The 17,224-nt window shown below is 48.5% G+C and carries 16 protein-coding genes; 5 read left to right on the top strand and 11 right to left on the bottom strand.

Annotated elements, in window-relative coordinates:
* Nucleotides 1–7 precede the first annotated feature (7 nt).
* The 7 genes from BBI11_RS02740 to BBI11_RS02710 all read right to left on the bottom strand — a co-directional run bounded on the left by BBI11_RS02740 (nucleotide 8) and on the right by BBI11_RS02710 (nucleotide 8,199).
* On the bottom strand, nucleotides 8–1,579 hold the full coding sequence (locus BBI11_RS02740) for a PH domain-containing protein (protein WP_068465558.1): 1,572 nt from the start codon (nucleotides 1,577–1,579) through the stop codon (nucleotides 8–10).
* Nucleotides 1,572–2,051 carry a PH domain-containing protein gene (locus BBI11_RS02735; RefSeq protein WP_068460409.1) on the bottom strand — a complete coding sequence of 160 codons (480 nt, stop codon included), beginning with the start codon at nucleotides 2,049–2,051 and terminating at the stop codon, nucleotides 1,572–1,574. The genes BBI11_RS02740 and BBI11_RS02735 overlap by 8 nt, the downstream gene beginning before the upstream one ends.
* A gap of 151 nt (nucleotides 2,052–2,202) precedes the next feature.
* The gene (cshA, locus tag BBI11_RS02730) at nucleotides 2,203–3,708 is read right to left on the bottom strand and encodes a degradosome RNA helicase CshA (protein ID WP_156889025.1); all 1,506 of its coding nucleotides are present in this window, start codon (nucleotides 3,706–3,708) and stop codon (nucleotides 2,203–2,205) included.
* 336 nt (nucleotides 3,709–4,044) lie between these two features.
* Nucleotides 4,045–4,740 carry an alpha/beta hydrolase gene (locus tag BBI11_RS02725; RefSeq protein ID WP_068460408.1) on the bottom strand — a complete coding sequence of 232 codons (696 nt, stop codon included), beginning with the start codon at nucleotides 4,738–4,740 and terminating at the stop codon, nucleotides 4,045–4,047.
* Complete coding sequence (locus BBI11_RS02720) at nucleotides 4,737–6,095, bottom strand: UDP-N-acetylmuramoyl-tripeptide--D-alanyl-D-alanine ligase (RefSeq protein WP_068460406.1); 1,359 nt, start codon at nucleotides 6,093–6,095, stop codon at nucleotides 4,737–4,739. Before BBI11_RS02720 ends, BBI11_RS02725 begins: the two co-directional genes overlap by 4 nt.
* 13 nt (nucleotides 6,096–6,108) lie before the next feature.
* On the bottom strand, nucleotides 6,109–7,179 hold the full coding sequence (locus BBI11_RS02715; protein WP_068460404.1) for a D-alanine--D-alanine ligase: 1,071 nt from the start codon (nucleotides 7,177–7,179) through the stop codon (nucleotides 6,109–6,111).
* Between the two features lie 249 nt (nucleotides 7,180–7,428).
* Nucleotides 7,429–8,199, bottom strand: a complete 771-nt coding sequence (locus tag BBI11_RS02710; RefSeq protein ID WP_068460402.1) for a hypothetical protein — start codon at nucleotides 8,197–8,199, stop codon at nucleotides 7,429–7,431.
* Nucleotides 8,200–8,356: 157 nt separating this feature from the next.
* On the opposite strand from BBI11_RS02710, the gene BBI11_RS02705 reads away from it, so the two are divergent.
* Nucleotides 8,357–9,538, top strand: coding sequence for an FtsW/RodA/SpoVE family cell cycle protein (locus BBI11_RS02705; protein WP_068460401.1), 1,182 nt, complete (start codon nucleotides 8,357–8,359; stop codon nucleotides 9,536–9,538).
* Nucleotides 9,539–9,582: 44 nt separating this feature from the next.
* On the opposite strand, the gene BBI11_RS16430 is transcribed toward BBI11_RS02705, so the two are convergent.
* Nucleotides 9,583–9,726, bottom strand: coding sequence for an Lmo0850 family protein (locus BBI11_RS16430; RefSeq protein WP_167358136.1), 144 nt, complete (start codon nucleotides 9,724–9,726; stop codon nucleotides 9,583–9,585).
* Nucleotides 9,727–10,011: 285 nt separating this feature from the next.
* Between BBI11_RS16430 and BBI11_RS02700 the strand changes: the two genes are divergently transcribed.
* The 4 genes from BBI11_RS02700 (at nucleotide 10,012) to BBI11_RS02685 (ending at nucleotide 14,383) form a co-directional block, all read left to right on the top strand.
* Nucleotides 10,012–10,332 carry a metal-sensitive transcriptional regulator gene (locus tag BBI11_RS02700; RefSeq protein WP_068460399.1) on the top strand — a complete coding sequence of 107 codons (321 nt, stop codon included), beginning with the start codon at nucleotides 10,012–10,014 and terminating at the stop codon, nucleotides 10,330–10,332.
* 48 nt (nucleotides 10,333–10,380) lie between these two features.
* Nucleotides 10,381–10,602, top strand: a complete 222-nt coding sequence (gene copZ / locus BBI11_RS02695) for a copper chaperone CopZ (protein ID WP_068460398.1) — start codon at nucleotides 10,381–10,383, stop codon at nucleotides 10,600–10,602.
* 66 nt (nucleotides 10,603–10,668) lie between these two features.
* A complete protein-coding gene (locus BBI11_RS02690; RefSeq protein ID WP_068460396.1) occupies nucleotides 10,669–13,056 on the top strand; it encodes a heavy metal translocating P-type ATPase in 2,388 nt (795 codons plus the stop codon).
* 139 nt (nucleotides 13,057–13,195) lie between these two features.
* Complete coding sequence (locus BBI11_RS02685; RefSeq protein ID WP_068460394.1) at nucleotides 13,196–14,383, top strand: MFS transporter; 1,188 nt, start codon at nucleotides 13,196–13,198, stop codon at nucleotides 14,381–14,383.
* A gap of 36 nt (nucleotides 14,384–14,419) precedes the next feature.
* Here the strand turns inward: BBI11_RS02685 and BBI11_RS02680 are convergent, their stop codons facing one another.
* The 3 genes from BBI11_RS02680 to BBI11_RS02670 all read right to left on the bottom strand — a co-directional run bounded on the left by BBI11_RS02680 (nucleotide 14,420) and on the right by BBI11_RS02670 (nucleotide 17,097).
* Complete coding sequence (locus BBI11_RS02680; RefSeq protein ID WP_068460392.1) at nucleotides 14,420–14,737, bottom strand: DUF5658 family protein; 318 nt, start codon at nucleotides 14,735–14,737, stop codon at nucleotides 14,420–14,422.
* A gap of 88 nt (nucleotides 14,738–14,825) precedes the next feature.
* The gene (locus BBI11_RS02675) at nucleotides 14,826–15,680 is read right to left on the bottom strand and encodes an SDR family oxidoreductase (RefSeq protein ID WP_068460390.1); all 855 of its coding nucleotides are present in this window, start codon (nucleotides 15,678–15,680) and stop codon (nucleotides 14,826–14,828) included.
* Between the two features lie 127 nt (nucleotides 15,681–15,807).
* A complete protein-coding gene (locus BBI11_RS02670; RefSeq protein WP_068460388.1) occupies nucleotides 15,808–17,097 on the bottom strand; it encodes an MFS transporter in 1,290 nt (429 codons plus the stop codon).
* Nucleotides 17,098–17,224: the final 127 nt, after the last annotated feature.

Genomic DNA, 17,224 nt, shown 5'->3' with positions numbered 1-17,224 from the left:
AAAACCCTCAGCCGATTTCATTCGGTTGAGGGTTTTTCGTTTGTTCACGATCCATTGTCTGGCGTTGCCTCGATGGCTCGTACCAAGCAAGAATTTCTTCGGCATCTTCCCGCGACAGATTCGGCACGAGTGCAGTCGCTCCAAGCATGCCGGATTTAATCGTCGCATGAACAGACGCAACATCTCGCCGGCGCTGGAAAATCGTTCTCGTCACCACGACTACTTGAATGCGTTTTTTTAGCATGTAAAAGCGGTGCAGGCTAATCCCTCGGAACTGCGCCGTTAATTGGCGACCCGAGATGGCGTAGCCTGCTGTGCGATGCTGCCATAACCCGATGGCTATGATGAACGGAACGACCGCAAGCGCCCACAAGCCATAAGGATAAAAGAAATAGCCGAGCGCCGCGAATGCCGGAATCAGCCAGCCGATCGACAAGCGGTAGAAGAACGGACGGCTTCTTTTCGGCAAGCGCGTCAATTCTGGCGACCAGTCAAAATCCGGGAACAACTCGTCCAAAACTGGTTTCATTTTCTCTTGCTTGACGAGCGGGAACAAACGGATTTTTTCATCTTTATCGGCTAAAGTCCCACCTGCGCTTTCGACCGTCACATGAACATAGCCGAATAATTGGCGCAGCGGATTTTGCGTCATTTTAATGCCCTGCACACGGTTAAACGGCACAGAGACTTTTTTCTTCTCCAATAAGCCGCGCGTAATGTAAATCCGTTCATCATCTGCGTAGATGGTGAATTGATAATTAGCAATGAGTGTCATGGCTACCGAAATAACCCAGGCAAGCAATAGCCCTGCAAATACAGTCAACGCAACGACCAAATAGCCGAAGCGCATGAAGAGCATGACTTCTTCATAAATCGCGTCATAAGGAATCAGCTCGGCAAACTGCGATAGGAATAAGGCGACACCAGAAATAACGACACCGATCCCCCCGGAAGTTGTCGCGAGCACCAATAATTCCTTCATGCTCATCCGGTACAATACACGCGCCGATTCTTCCACAGGCTCCTCGCGCATTGGTGCAGCTTCGGCCGGGCCATAGAGCATTTCGACCGTTGCCTCCGCTTGTGCCGCATAACCTCGCTTCGCCATGTGCATTTCCTGTTCGATGCGGTCGGCTTCCGCGCGGTAAATAGCAGTCAGTTCAGCTTCCGCCTGCCCGGCTTTCCCGGAACCAGCCGTTTCGACCTTCACTTTCACAAGCCCGAACGGCCGGTGGAAAATGCCTTCTATATAATTTAAGCTTTGAATGCGTTCGAACGGAATATAACGTTTCTTTTTAACGAATAAGCCGTACTCGATCCGCAACTCCCCGTCTTCAAACCAGTAGACAAAACGTTTCCATTTGATGATACCCGCAATCAGCATGAACACCAGTACCACCCCGCCGATGAGCAGCGGCAACAACCCTTGCCAGCCTTGGTTGAACATTCCGGAAATCCCATCTTCGCGGAACAAGTTCGCACCAAAAATAATGACGAAAGGCAAGATCAATTCTTTTAAGCCTTTTAAGAAATTGATGAGTGCTGAAATCGGATGCAGTTTATAGCGCGTTTCAGACATCATCTTCCGCCACCCTTGCGAGCACGGAAATACGGGAGCGCAATTCATCTGCCTCTTCCGTAATCAATGCGGGAATGGTATGGGTAGTTGCGGCAGTCGAAATGGAAATCTCCGATAAATCGTATTTCCGCAAGATCGGGCCTTGTTCTGTGTCGACGTGCTGGACGCGGACCATTGGCACGAGCGTCCGTTTGACAATGAACAAGCCGTGCTGCAATTCGATTTCCTGGTCGCGCACTTCATAGCGCCATCTTTCCCAGCGGATTTTCGGGAATAAATAGACAAATAGAAAAGCAAACAGCACTAGTAGACCACCTGCTGCTGCATAGATCCAATTTGGCCAGTCAAAAAAATATGTAAGAGTGCCTACACCGGCCAATAACAGGGCAACGACCACTGTTTCGATCATTCCGTAGAGGCGCCAGACAGTCAGCCCCTTTCGGGAGATCCGGTTTTTCGGTTGATGGTTCATTATGTCATCTCCAATCAAGAGTACTCTCTTCTTTATACGTTTCATGAACCGGAATGTTTCATTTCATTGTACCTTATTCTGAAACGACAAAAAAGGCGGAGAATCGGCATTTGCTGCCGGTTCTCCACCTTTTAATCTTATTGATCGGGTTTTATGATTCGTGACGGCGAGTGCGTCCTGGACGCCCTCCGCCTGAAGGACGGCTTGAGCTTGACGACTCGCGACGGCCTTTATAGCCACCGCCAGACGAGCGTCCGCCGCCGCCTTTGCCTTTGTATCCGCCGCCGGATGAACGTCCGCCGCCGCCTTTACCTTTGTAGCCGCCACCGCCACGTGATGGCAATGGGCGCTCTTCGGTAATTTGGACTGGAGCGTCTTCCGGATCTTTCGTCAACGTTTTAAGTGCTGCTGCAATCAAATCAACTGCATCGTGTTTTTCCAACATTTCTGTTGCAAGCTCACGGTAGCTACCGAGGTTGTTTTTCTCAGTCATTGTTTCCAATTGCTCTACAGCAACGCGCTGAAGTCCGATTACTGCTTCATCAGCAGTTGGAGGAACTAGAGCTTCCATTTTTTTCTTCGTTGTTCTTTCAACGATAGACAAGTAGCCCATTTCGCGTGGTGTAACGAAAGTGACAGCTACACCTTTTTTACCGGCACGGCCAGTACGGCCGATACGGTGAACATAGCTTTCAGGGTCTTGTGGAATATCGAAGTTGTATACGTGAGATACGCCTGAGATATCAAGTCCACGTGCTGCTACGTCAGTTGCAACCAAGATGTCGATTTTGTTTGCTTTGAATTGTTTCAAAACAGACATACGCTTCGCTTGGCTAAGGTCGCCGTGAATTCCTTCAGCTAGATAGCCGCGGAGGTTCAATGCGTGTGCCAATTCATCAACGCGGCGCTTCGTGCGTCCGAAGACGATCGCAAGCTCTGGCTGTTGAACGTTCAACAAGCGAGAAAGAATATCGAATTTTTCGCGTTCTACGGATTTCACGAAGAACTGCTCGATGTTTTCGACAGTCATTTCTTTCGACTTGATTTTGACGATTTCAGGTGTCTTCATGAATTTTTCTGCGATACGACGGATCGGATCCGGCATTGTAGCAGAGAACAGAAGCGTCTGACGGGTATCAGGGACATTCGACATGATTGACTGAATGTCTTCGATGAAGCCCATGTTCAGCATTTCATCAGCTTCATCCAACACAAGCGTATTAACGTTTTCAAGCTTCAACGTGCGGCGGTTAATATGGTCAAGCAAACGACCAGGTGTGCCGACGATGATTTGAGGGCGGTTTTTCAAAGCGCGGATCTGACGGCCGATTTCTTGTCCACCGAATACGGACAAGATGCGCACGTTTTTGTCTTTACCTAGGTTGTAAAGCTCTTCAGAAACTTGGATTGCCAATTCGCGTGTCGGTGCAATGACCAAACCTTGCACACTTCCGTCGCGTGTGTCGATTTTTTCGATCAACGGAATACCGAAAGCGGTTGTCTTACCAGTACCTGTTTGTGCTTGCCCGATAATGTCTTTGCCTTCCATGCCAAGGCGGATTGTGCCTTCCTGGATAGGTGTCGCTTCCTCAAAGCCCATACGTCTTACGGATTTCAATGTTGTTTCGCTGATGTTTAATTCTGTAAATTTAACCAAATTTTTTCAATCTCCTTTTGTCTTCATCTTATTTACAAATGGTACACATTTTAGATGAATTTGTGACAAGGTCGAGCCTTTATTAAGAACTTTCACGTCGAAAATCATGCTCTGGAGTTTTAAGTCAGAGGGGATGTGTGAACAGGAAAAGCTCGGTCGTTGCCGAGCGGTCTGCACAGCGGGGTTGTCTTCCCCAGTAAGTAGAACAAACCGTTTATGCTCAAAAAAAACCTCTTCACGAAGGAAGAGTGTCTCAAAAATGTATCCATTGCTCTAAACAGAATAACACGCTTCCCCTTCACATGCAATTGATATGCAAAGGTTCCAATTATCAGTTTACTGTTCCTTGCGCATGAATTCTAGCGCTTTCGGGAACCATTCAGCGACATCATCGCTGTAACAAATTAAATGCTTGCCGGTCGCCGAATGATAAAGATGCTTTTCCGTTGAACCAAGGTGATCGTAAATATGCTGCGCTGCGGAAGGCGGGACAACACCGTCTTTTTCGCCTTGGACGATGAAAGCTGGCACGTCGATTAATCGGTAATACGGCTCGACAGTTTTAACGACACGCAAGAACTCTATCGTTGAGCGGATCGGGGTGTTGCGAAATTTGTATTCATATAAATGGTACAACGCATTTTGATTGATGCGCTTGCTGACTAAATCACGTATTGCTTCGCACACTTCTTCGCGGATCTGCACAGGACTGATGTATTTCACCGCTGCGCTCAACAGTACCAGCCGGTCGATTTTGTAGCGCATCGACAAATACATTGCAATCAGTCCGCCCATCGAAAAGCCGACAACGATGACACGATCGGCTTGTGCTTTCAATCGCTTCAGCGCAAGCTCCGCTTCCATCATCCACACTTCAGCACGCTGGTCTCCGAGATCGAGTTTTTCCCCGTGCCCCGGCAAGGTTGGGATTTCGATAATCCAATCCGTCTGCTCGCTTAAGTAATCGGCAAACGGTTCGACTTCAAACGGCCCGCCGGTAAAGCCGTGGATGCACAAGACACCGGTTTTCATTGGTCCGTAAACGGTTCGATTACTTTTTCAAGCGCCATGCCGCGCGACCCTTTGACGAGGACGGCTGTGTCTTTTTTAAGATGTTTCGCTAATAGGTCAATGATCGGCCCATAATCGTCTTCGCTCCACAGTAATTTCCCTTCATAAGAAGTCGACAGTTTCTCATAAAGCCATTTCATGCGCGGACCGTACAAGCAGACGCCTTCTAGCTCTGGACCGATTGAACTCGCTAATTCTTCATGAAATTGCTGTTCGTTTTCGCCAAGTTCGAGCATATCACCGAGGACTGCCCACTTAGATTCTTTCATCGTGGTCTCGCGGATAAAATTCAGCGCTGCCTTTACAGAAGTTGGTGCTGCATTGTACGCATCATTGATGAATACTGCACCGTTGTTAGCTGCGATCAGCTGCATCCGCATATCGGTCAATGCCGCATTTTTCAAGGACCGGCGAATTTCTTCTTCGGTTAATCCGGCTTCGAGAGCGATTAAAATCGCTGACAACGTGTTTTTCACTTGATGTTCGCCAAGGACCGGTATAGAAAATTTCGCGTCGATGATCCCGTTGACTAAAAAGCTGCTGCCGTCCTCGGTTGCTTGAATGTCAGCTACACTCAATTCGTTATCCGGACCGAAACCGAACGATACCGCTTGCGTAAAATCTTCGACAAAAGGCAATAACAAGGGCTCATCGCCATCATAGAAAAGCTTGCCATGCTGCTCAAGCCCTGCGACGATTTCAAATTTCGCCTCGGCGATGCCTTCTCTTGATCCAAGGTCCTGCATATGCGCTTCGCCAATATTAGTAATGACCGCATAATCCGGGCGTGCCAGCTCAGACAGAAATTGAATCTGCCCAAAGCCGCTCATGCCCATTTCAAGAACTACGTATTTTGTGTCTTCATCCAAGGACAAGATCGTTAACGGCAATCCCAATTCGTTGTTGAAATTGCCCTGCGTTTTCTGAACTTTGTAATATGGTTTCAACACGCTCGCAACCAAGTCTTTCGTTGAAGTCTTGCCGTTTGAGCCAGTAATGCCAATGACGGTCGCCTTCAATTCATTACGATATGCGCGTGCCATTTCCTGCAATGCCTTTTCGCAATCATCGACGATCAGTAGCGGCAAGTCAGACGGCGGTTCCGGCTCATCACGTTGCCACAACGCAGCGGCAGCCCCCGCTTCAATCGCATAGCGGACATATTTATGTCCATTGGCATTTTCGCCGCGGAACGGAATGAACAAATCGCCCGGCTTCAGCGTCCGCGTATTGATCGACACGCCAGTCACTTCAATCCCTTTTAAATTCGTTTTGATGTCCAGCCATGTGGCTATCTGTTCAATCGTTTTTTTCATCGGTTCTCCCCACTCAATCCATTTTAAATTGTAATAATTGTTTGTCTTCGTATCGTTCAATAGCGAGCTCAATCAGTTTCTCGATCAGATCGGAATACTCAAGGCCGGTATGCTGCCATAATAGCGGGAACATGCTGTACGGCGTAAAGCCCGGTAGCGTATTGACTTCGTTGATGATGATGTCGTGACTCTCCGTTACAAAAAAGTCTGCGCGCACAAGTCCTGTACAATCGAGAATCTTGAAGGCCTTTTTCGCTGAATCGACGAGTTCTGCGTATACTGCTTCCGGCAGTTCCGCCGGGATGATCATCGCGGTGTTGCCGTCTTTGTATTTTGCCTGGTAATCGTAGAAAGCTTTTAAAGGCTTGATCTCGCCTGCTACGGAACATTCCGGTGCGTCATTGCCGAGGACGCCGACTTCGATTTCACGTCCGACAACGCCTTGTTCGATGACGATTTTGCGGTCGAATTTGAGCGCTTCGTCCACAGCAACAATTAGTTCGGCGCGTGATTCAGCTTTGCTGATGCCGACACTAGAACCCAGGTTTGCCGGTTTAACGAATACCGGCCATGTAAGCTCTTGCTCGACTTTGTCTAGCCAAAGGTCCTGGCTGTTTTTCCAGTCACGGCGCAGGAAATAGACATAAGGGGTTTGGTTCAAGCCCGCCTGGTCGAATAATTGTTTCATCACGACTTTATCCATGCCCGCAGATGAGGCCAAAACGCCATTGCCAACGTATGGCAAGTTCATCACTTCAAGCAAACCTTGTACGGTTCCGTCTTCCCCGTTTGGTCCATGAAGCAAAGGAATGATGACATCTAGTGCGGGTTCCTCATCAGTCGGAAGAAAACCGGAAATATCATTCGGGCGTTCGCCGTTCCCCGGCAATTGCAGTTCTTCTATAGAAGAAACCGCTCCAGTTAAAGGTGTGCCTTTCCGCCATTCGCCTTCTTGCGTGATATAGACTGGATAAACTTCGTATTTATTAAAATCAAGCGCTTTGGAGAAGGCGCTGGCTGTTGTCAACGACACTTCATGTTCAGCGGATTTGCCGCCGTATAAAAGCCCAATTCGTTTTTTCATTAATGACCCTCATTTCGTTTTACATATTGCTTAGTTTATCACGAACGCTGTCAGCCGAAAAATTTTTTTACCAACGGCTGTAAAATCACACTGAATTAAGTTAGGTTGTAGAATTAGATAGCATAAAAGAAAGTGGCAAATCCGCTCCAGGCGGACGCCTTCCACTCTTTCATCTGACCTATTTAAATAGGCAGGACACGAAGCCTTTAACTTTGGCAAATAAAAATGATACCCGCGTCTTACCGAGTATCATTTCCAGGCTTTCAGTTTTCGATCGTAGACAATTCGTCCCGATAGCGGCTTGCGGATTGTTTCCGCTAGGTCTTCCCAAAATTCATCCATAAAATCAATTTCGCCGACTGTCCGGATGTGAAGTTCGATCGTGTTTTTGGTTTTTTCGGGGTCAGCCAAAGACAACAAGACCCCTTCCCCCATTTCCAGACGCAGCTTATTAAAATGTTCTTTCTGAAGCTGTGGGACCGAGTCTTTCGTTCTGCGGCGGAAAAAATGCTGGCCACTCGTTTCCTCGCGGATGATTTGCGTAAAATGATTGGCGATTAGGGCGTTAAGTTTTTCCATACGCCGGAAATAGATCTTTGTCCATTCCTTTTCTTCACCAGCTAGATACGCATATTCGTTTTGCAAGGTTGTAAAAAACGGGCTTTTTACCGGTTCTTTTTTATGGCCCAAATATAGAAGTTCTGCCTGTTCCTGGGCCGTCAACGAGTTCAATTGCTTTTCGCTGCGGAAATCGATCCAGCAGAATTCACTTTTTCGATTGGATCGCGCCCGCTTTAACTGGCCGTATTCTTCTTTCGTCGCAAAATCCAAGTGGGTGTGCATATTAAATGATGCTTCCTCGTAGGGGTGCTTCAACAGCAATAGGTTTTCCGGCATATCGACCGCTTCTAGGAAGTGCTCAAAGCCAAAGCCGCTGAATAGCGCCATTCGATCCGCTTCGCTCACATAGATATATAAATGTTGTATGTAAAAATCCGTCTTCAACGGCTTTTTCTCCATGTGCCCCACTCCATTTCCTTTCTTATTATACGGGTTGTACGGCTGTTAGGAAACATTCCTGTTTTCAAATCGTCATTACTTTTTGCATGCGCATTAGTTTCGCGTATGCTGTATAATGATGGGCGTTATAGATTAAGAAAAGTATGGGTGAATTGATATGCAAACTAACAAGAGCTTTTCCGATCGCTTTGATTGGTCGCTCACTTTTATATTATTTCTGTTTTTCATCGTCAGTTTGGTCGCGATTTCTTCTGCCCAGACTTCGGGGCAGTATTTAACCAATTTTGTTCCGCGCCAGGCGCTGTTTTACATTGTGTCAGCCGGGATGATTGCTGTGTTGATGTACTTTGATACCGATCAGTACAAAAAAATGGCCTATTACCTTTATGGTGCAGGCTTAGTGCTATTGCTTGCCTTGATGATCGCACCGGATGGACAGGGTCAGATCGCACAGCCGATCAACGGGGCCAAAGCTTGGTTCCACACGCCATTCGTTAACATCCAGCCAGCCGAGTTCATGAAAACCTTCTATATTTTAGCACTGGCGAAAATGATTTCTGCGCATCATGAGCATCATTTGCTAAGGACCCTCAAAACCGATTTATTGTTGCTTGGGAAGATCGGCTTCATGCTCGGCTTGCCACTCGGCTTTATCCTGCTGCAACCGGACCTTGGAACGGCTCTCGTATTCATCGCCATCACATTGGCTATCGTCGTCGTCTCGGGAATTTCATGGAAAATCATTTTGCCAAGCTTTGGCGGCGTCGCGCTCATTGGAGCTACGTTATTATGGATGACGCTCAATATGCAGGACTTGCTTGGGAAGATCGGCTTGAAGCCGTATATGTTTGAGCGGATCTACACTTGGCTCGACCCCTACTCCTATGCAGAGTCGGGCGGCTATAACCTAATTGCCGCCTTGAACGCGATCGGCTCTGGGGAAGTGTTCGGAAAAGGCTATCAAGGTCGCCAAGTCTATGTGCCGGAGAACCATACCGATTTCATCTTCACGGTCATTTCGGAAGACTTCGGTTTTATCGGGGCCAGCGCCGTCATTATATTGTTCTTTATGCTCATTTATCACTTGACGAAGATCACTTTGCAATTCAAAGATACCTTCAGCACCTATGTTTGCGCAGGCATCATTGCGATGATTACGTTCCACGTCTTCCAAAATATCGGCATGACGATTCAATTGCTGCCGATTACCGGAATTCCGCTGCCTTTCATCAGCTACGGAGGCAGCTCCTTGATCGGCAATATGCTCGCGCTCGGCGTCGTCTTCAGCATGCGGTTCCATCACAAAAACTATATGTTTGACCGTTCACGTCAAAATTAATATGCTCAATAAAAAAACTCCGGCGCAATGGGCGTCGGAGTTTTTTATGAAGAATGGGATGATGCTTGGGACGGCTGCGGCAAGGCCAAGGTTTTACTTAGCTCCACACGTGATTTCGTAATCGTCGCTTGGACGCCAAGTTTTGCCAGATTCGATACAATGTTGCGGATCTCTCCATTTTTAATCATCCATGATCACCTCTTCAAGAGTAGTTGTTGCTAATTTGGACGTGTGCAGATCTCGCTGGTAGATTGGTTCCGTTCGAAATAGTTGACTTTTCTTTATCTACGTATATAATACCATCATTTCAGGGTTTCAAACGTATCAATTTGATGACAAATGCAAACTTTGAGTTAATTTCTTGAATCACATACCCCCTTTAGGTATACTCGAGGTGTAATCAAAACTGTTTACCGATTGATTAGACCAAAGCCGGCGAGTGAATCGCCAACCGAAAATTGGAGGGGTTTTGAATGAGTGAATTAATTGAAGAAACGCCAACTGCGGATGCATGTAGAAAGAGCCATCACCCCGCTTCGGTCAAACGGGATTTGACGAACCGGCTGAACCGCATCGAAGGGCAAGTGCGCGGCATCAAAGGCATGGTGGACCGGGACGTTTATTGCGATGACATCATCACGCAATTAGCAGCTACTCAGTCTGCATTGAACAGCGTGACGAAAGTTCTGCTCGACGGCCATTTAAAGGGCTGTGTCAAAGATCGCCTCGCTTCAGGAGATGAAGAGATCCTAGACGAACTGCTTGTCACATTTCAAAAGCTAATGAGAAAATAATAGATAAAGGAAGCGAATTGCTTACCTTTTACCAAGGAGGAATTTTTCATGAAAGAACAAGTTCATTTACAAGTAAGCGGCATGAGCTGCCAGCATTGTGTTAAAGCGGTAGAAGATAGCGTCGGCGCGTTGTCCGGTGTTGAAAAAGTCGATGTGTCACTTGAGCAAGGCGCAGTGGATGTCACGTACGACAGCGGAAATGTCGATGTGGCGCAAATTGCCTCTGCTATTGAAGATCAAGGCTATGACGTAGCGGCATTAAGCGAATAACTGCGGAAACGCAGTTATTTTTTTCAAAACTATATACCCCTATAAGGTATGGAGGCGAAATCTCGTATGGCAACTAAACAAACAGAGCTACCTATAACTGGCATGACTTGCGCAGCATGTGCCAACCGAGTTGAAAAAGGTTTGCAGAAACTTCCTGGCGTGTCACAAGCAACTGTCAATTTCGCAACCGAAAAAGCATCCATCAGCTTTGACGACGAGCAATCCAAGTTAAGCGATTTGCATCAAAAAGTCGAACAGCTCGGCTACGGCATTCAGCAAGAAGAAGTGGATTTTTCGATCCAAGGAATGACTTGCGCAAACTGCTCCGCACGAATCGAAAAGGCACTGAACCGAATGGAAGGCGTCGACACTGCGACAATCAATTTGGCACTCGAAAGCGGCCATGTGGTCTATAACGCAGGAACTTTGACTCCGGACGCATTCGTCCAAAAAATTCAGTCGCTGGGATATGATGCTGTGCTTGAGCAGGACCAACAGGAAGCCACTGATTTCAAAGAGCAGGAAATCAAAAAGAAAACCCGCTTATTCTGGATATCTGCCGCTTTCTCACTGCCGCTCCTATGGACGATGTTCAGTCACTTCACGTTCACCTCTTGGATGTATGTTCCTGAATTTCTGATGAACCCGTTCGTTCAATGGGCGCTCGCAACGCCGGTGCAGTTCTGGGTCGGGGCTACTTTTTATAAAGGTGCGTATTTCGCATTGAAAAACAAAAGCGCCAATATGGATGTCTTGGTCGCACTCGGCACATCGGCCGCTTATTTTTACAGTGTCTACCTGGTCCTCGCAAACTTAGGGATGGGCCACAATATGGGCTTGTATTTCGAAACGAGCGCTGTCTTGATCACCTTAATCGTGCTCGGGAAAGTATTTGAAGCCCGTGCGAAAGGCCGCTCGTCCGATGCCATTAAAAAACTGATGAAACTGCAGCCGCAGCACGCGCTCGTTGAACGCGGCGAAGAATTCGTCAGTGTTCCGATTGGAGACGTCAAAGAAGGCGATGTGCTGTTGATCAAACCCGGCGCTTCCATCCCGGTGGATGCAGCGATCGTCTCCGGCAATTCCGCCGTCGATGAATCGATGCTGACCGGCGAAAGTTTGCCAGTCGATAAGTCGGCGGGCGATGCAGTCTATGCTGCGACCGTAAATGCCAATGGTTCATTGAAAGTGCGCGCCGATAAGATTGGCAACGACACGGTACTGTCGAATATCATCCGCGTCGTTGAACAAGCGCAAGGATCAAAAGCGCCAATCCAGCGTTTAGCAGACCAAATTTCAGGCATCTTCGTGCCGATTGTCGTTGGAATCGCGGCACTGACCTTCTTGATCTGGTACTTCCTGATCGCTCCTGGCGATTTTAGTGCGGCGCTGACCAGCACGATCGCCGTTCTCGTCATCGCCTGCCCTTGTGCGCTTGGGCTTGCGACTCCGACCTCAATTATGGCCGGTTCCGGGCGCGCTGCTGAACAAGGGGTCTTGTTCAAGACGGCGGAATCACTGGAGACGACCAAGCACATCGACACGATTGTGCTCGATAAAACCGGCACCATCACAAACGGCAAACCGGTCGTCACCGACTTTATCCTAGCGTCAGGTTTCGACGAACACCGGGTGAAACGGCTCGTTGCTAGCGCCGAACATGAATCCGAACATCCCGTCGCACAAGCGATTGCGGACTTCGGGGACAGCGGACTTGCAGTTGACAGATTTGAAGCCGTCCCGGGACAAGGCATCAAAGCCCATGTCGATGGCCAGGATATCTGGGTCGGGAACCGCCGCTTACTCGAAAGCTTGACTGTCGATGAGCACGCGGCCGAACACTTGGAGCAAGACGGCAAGACCGCCATGTTCATTGCCATCGATGGGAAATATGCGGGCCTGATTGCCGTCGCAGATACAATCAAAGATTCCGCAAAAGCCGCTGTCGAAGAAATGAAACACATGGGACTGCATGTTGTTATGCTAACGGGCGATCAGCAGCGCACCGCAGACGCCATTGCCCGGCAAATTGGGATCGATGAAGTTGTAGCGGGCGTATTGCCGGCAGAAAAAGCAGGACATGTCGCAAAACTTCAAGAACAGGGACGCAAAGTCGCAATGGCAGGAGATGGTTTGAACGATGCCCCTGCGCTTGCGACCGCCGATATTGGTATGGCGATGGGCACCGGCACGGCAATCGCTATGGAAGCAGCCGACATTACCTTGATGCAAGGCGATCTGATGCGTATCGCAGATGCTGTCCGCATGAGCCGCCTCACCGTCCGCAATATTAAGCAAAACTTATTCTGGGCACTCGCCTACAATTCGGTCGGCATCCCGATTGCCGCAGCCGGATTTCTTGCACCGTGGCTAGCGGGTGCGGCGATGGCTTTCAGTTCCGTTTCCGTTGTCATGAACGCCTTGCGTTTGCAACGCGTAAAATTGAATAAGTAAACGATCTCCAAAGCTCCCGGCTGCCATCAGGCTGCCAGGAGCTTTTTTCGTTTTCATCTTTTTCCGACTGCCGTTGTTCTAAGCGGCAAACAAGAGTAAAATGAACACACCAGTCTTTCTAGAAAGCAGGAATTCCTTTATGAAGAAAACCATTTTATTGCTCATGTCCGTTCAGTTTTTTGTTTACCTTGGTTTCGGCTTAATCATCCCCATCCTTCCCGAAGTCATCGTTCAGCAAGGCTATGCGGATATCCACGTTGGGGGACTAATCACGATATATGCCCTTTCGTCTTTTTTTACCGCACCGCTATGGGGCAGATTGTCCGACCGCACCGGCCGTAAAAAGCTGATTTTAACCGGGCTTGCTGGCTTCGCGCTCAGCTTTTTCCTGTTCTCTCTGTTTCTCGATAATCTCGCTCTATTGTATATGTCGCGCATCATCGGCGGCTTGTTCTCAGGGGCGCTTTATACAGCCGTTACAGGTTATGTCGCAGATATCACGACAGACGAAGAACGCAATAAATACATGGGTCTCCTCGGCATGTCTATCGGTCTCGGCTTTATCTTCGGCCCAGCGATCGGCGGCTTGCTTGGCGCAGTGTCCCTGTCTTTGCCGTTCACCGCTTCCGCTGTACTCGTGCTGTTGTTGATGGTCTATGCAAGCATTGTCTTAAAAGAACCGGTTCGCCGAGGCGAAGCAGTCAAACGCAAGCTGGTCCCTGAAGGTGCCACTGCGCTTTGGCAATACCGAATCCGTTATCTATTCCTGTTTTCGTTCATGGTGACGTTTCTGCTTGCAGGTTTGGAGTCGACATTCCAATTGTTCCAAATCGACCAAATTGAGATCACGCCGCTCCAGCTCGGGTACTTGTTCATGGCATCCGGCTTTGTGGATGCTGCGATCCAAGGCGGCGTTGTCCGGCGCGTGAAAAATGGGACGGAGACGAAATGGATCATCGGGGCACAGATTGTCACGGCTCTTGGCCTGGTGCTATTGCCGTTTACGACCAGCCTGGTATTCGCCGGTGTCGCACTCAGCATCTTCACTGCCGGCAACGCCCTCGCGCGAACGGTTCTCGTTTCGCTCACTTCAAAAGAAGCGGGCGGCAAGTACGGGACCGCTGCCGGCATGACCTACTCGATGGACAATCTCGGCCGCATTATCGGCCCGCTGTTTTTTACTTGGCTACTGACAATGCAATCCGGTGCTATCTATTACCTTTCCGGAGCACTGGCCATTTTCAGCATCATCTTGATTGTCCTGTTCAGAGCTTCGAAAAAATCTTTGCGCTACACAGAAACTCAAGCCGAGCAGACGCCGGCATAGAAAATCCCCGGACAGTGGAGCTGTTCGGGGATTTTTTTATAGATAATAAAAAGTGATCCAAATCACATGAAGCAGCAATATGCCGCCATAAACGATATTGGCCGCCAAAAGAAAATAACGCCAGGGCCGGGATTCGAGTCGCACAAGTGAGGTAAAGAGAAACGCGGCAAGGCAAACCGATAACAAAAGTTTAACCGTAAAGACCGCAAGCGGCGACAATCCGCTAAGCAAAGGATTCGCTTCTTCAATCGCTCCTGCAAGCAGCCCCCAATAGGTCAAAATCCCATCTACTAAATTCAATACAGCTAATGCCCCGATTGGTTTTTTCAACGGTGTTGTTAGTGGTTTGGACATGTCACGCACCCCTCTTTCCTGTTAATTATTTTTTTTATGGATAAAAAAGGCATCCAACCAGTTAGACTGATTGGATGCTTGAAAACCTTTAATATGGAGTGCCTCCGTTTATATGGAGCACTTGGCCCGTGACATAGGATGAATCGTCTGAAGCTAGATACACATAACCTGGAGCCAGTTCTTCGGGCTGTCCTGGTCGACCGAGCGGCGTGTTGCTTCCAAAGCCTTCGACCTCTTCTTCCGGGAAAGATGCCGGAATGAGCGGCATCCAAATCGGTCCCGGTGCGACACCGTTGACCCGAATGCCTTCTTGTGCGAGCGATCCGGATAACGCGCGAGTGAATGCCAGGATGGCGCCTTTTGTGGACGAATAATCAATGAGGCTCGGTTCGCCGCGGAAAGCAGTAATTGAAGTGGTATTGATAATTGATGCGCCTGGCTTCAAATGGTCGAGTGCCGCTTTTGTCAGATGGAACATGCTGAATACATTCGTTCGGAAAGTTTTCTCCAGCTGCTCGGCCGTAATATCCCGAAGCGACTTTTGCACATGCTGCTCTGCGGCATTGTTGACCAGCACATCGAGTTTTCCGAATTTCTCTATCACCTCGGAGATAACTTGCTTACAAAACGCTTCGTCGCCGATGTCTCCAGCGATAAGCAGGCAATTGCGCCCTTCTTTTTCGACAAGCTGTTTTGTTTCTTCGGCGTCTTCGTGTTCATCCAGATAAGAAATCGCTACATCTGCCCCTTCTTTTGCAAAAGCAAGGGCGATGGCACGGCCAATCCCACTGTCTCCCCCAGTTACGAGCGTCGCTTTTCCTGGCAGCCGCTGCGAAGTTCCGGCCAAGTTGCCTTGAAAATCCGGATTTGGTTCCATGACTTTTTCAAAACCGGGCTGGCGCTCCTGATGCTGCGCCGGAACTTTTTCCACTTTATCTTCCATCAAGTACCTCCACCTTTCTCGGGTTTCCTGTGTGTTTCATCTTCCCCTTCCTGGTTCTCCTAAAACATGGAACTGGCGATGGACAAAAAACCAGCTGCCCTATTCCATTTGGGCAGCTGGTTCCGATTTAGGATAATGCTTTGTGGAGCGGCTTTTTTGCAAGTTCCGGATAAGCTTCGCGAATGATGGAAGCCCGCATACTGTAAGTGGTCAAAACCAATAAACACAGGCTGCAAGCCCATAACACGTACTCCGCTGGTACCAGGTCATACAGTAGGCCAAACAATAAATACCCAAGTGGCATCATGGCCATCGCCATCGATTCCAGGATGCCAAAGACACGGCCGCGGTATTCTTCGTCGACATCTTTTTGCATCATGACCCCAATCGGCGTATTGACGAAAACATTGGAAATGCCAAACCCAAGCATCAAGACGAGCAGATAGATGACGTTCCCCCAATAAGACAAACCAGCGACCAGCGGCAAGGACACGGCCGCAAGCAACAGTGACATGACGATAATGGCGCGTTTCGAAAATTGCAGTGGGAATCTGACTTCCTTGCGTACTGAAAAGTAAATCGATGCCAGCAGCATGCCGAGCGCAATCATCGCTTCAATGAACCCAAAATGCGTCGCTTGCACTTTTAATTGTTGGACGGCGATGAATGGCAAACCGATCATCAATGCCGAGAAGAAGAAGTTCAAGCCGACAGCTGTTGTGACGATCACAGTAATGACCCTGTTTTTCCGCAGGTAAGCAGCCCCTTCTCTCATGCCCTGCCAGACGCCTTTCTTGTCTTCTATCGTGTCCGTTTCGACGCGTCTCGTATAGAGCCGGAAATTCATCGTCGCTTCTAGCATTGCGGCAAGTGCATAGGCAATCACTTGAATCATCAGGAAGACGTTCATCGAGACGAAGCCGAACAGCATGCCGCCGACGACCGGCCCGCCGATCGTTGCGATAGCGAGTGCCGATTGGTTATAGCCCATCGCTTTTTGGATACGGTCAGGATCGATCAAATTAGCGATGGAAGAAGAAAAGGCGACGCTCGTAAACATGGAACTGGCAGAAATCAATGCAGTCGCGGTGTAGATTGCCGCAAGCGACAGCCCATTTGACCAACTGTAAAGCAAGAGCCCACCAACAGAAACGACGCTCGCCGCTTGAGATAAGAGCACTACGGCTTTTTTCGGATAATTATCCGCGATATACCCGGCAAATGGGGCTAGCAAAGTCCGGGGCAGAATGCTGCAAATCAAATTGACGGCGAAACTGGCGGCAGAACCGGTCAAAGCCAGGACGTAGAGGCTGATGCCAAATGCGTAAACTGAACTTCCAAATGTGGAAATCAATTTACTAATGGTGAATGTGTACAGATGATACGTAGCCTGTTTGATTTTACCTGCTTCGTTCAAGTTACTCGCTCCCTTTTTAATAAGTTTAATTTAATTAAACAAAATATATCACGCATTTATTCGCAATGCAAGAGAAAGTTTAATATAATTAAACCAATGGTTATTGCTATTTTACAGGAGAGCGACA

The organism is Planococcus maritimus (assembly GCF_001687625.2).
Taxonomy (GTDB): Bacteria; Bacillota; Bacilli; order Bacillales_A; family Planococcaceae; genus Planococcus; species Planococcus maritimus.
The sequence above is the reverse complement of the archived record's forward strand: the minus strand, read 5'-3'. Positions and strand labels throughout refer to the sequence as shown.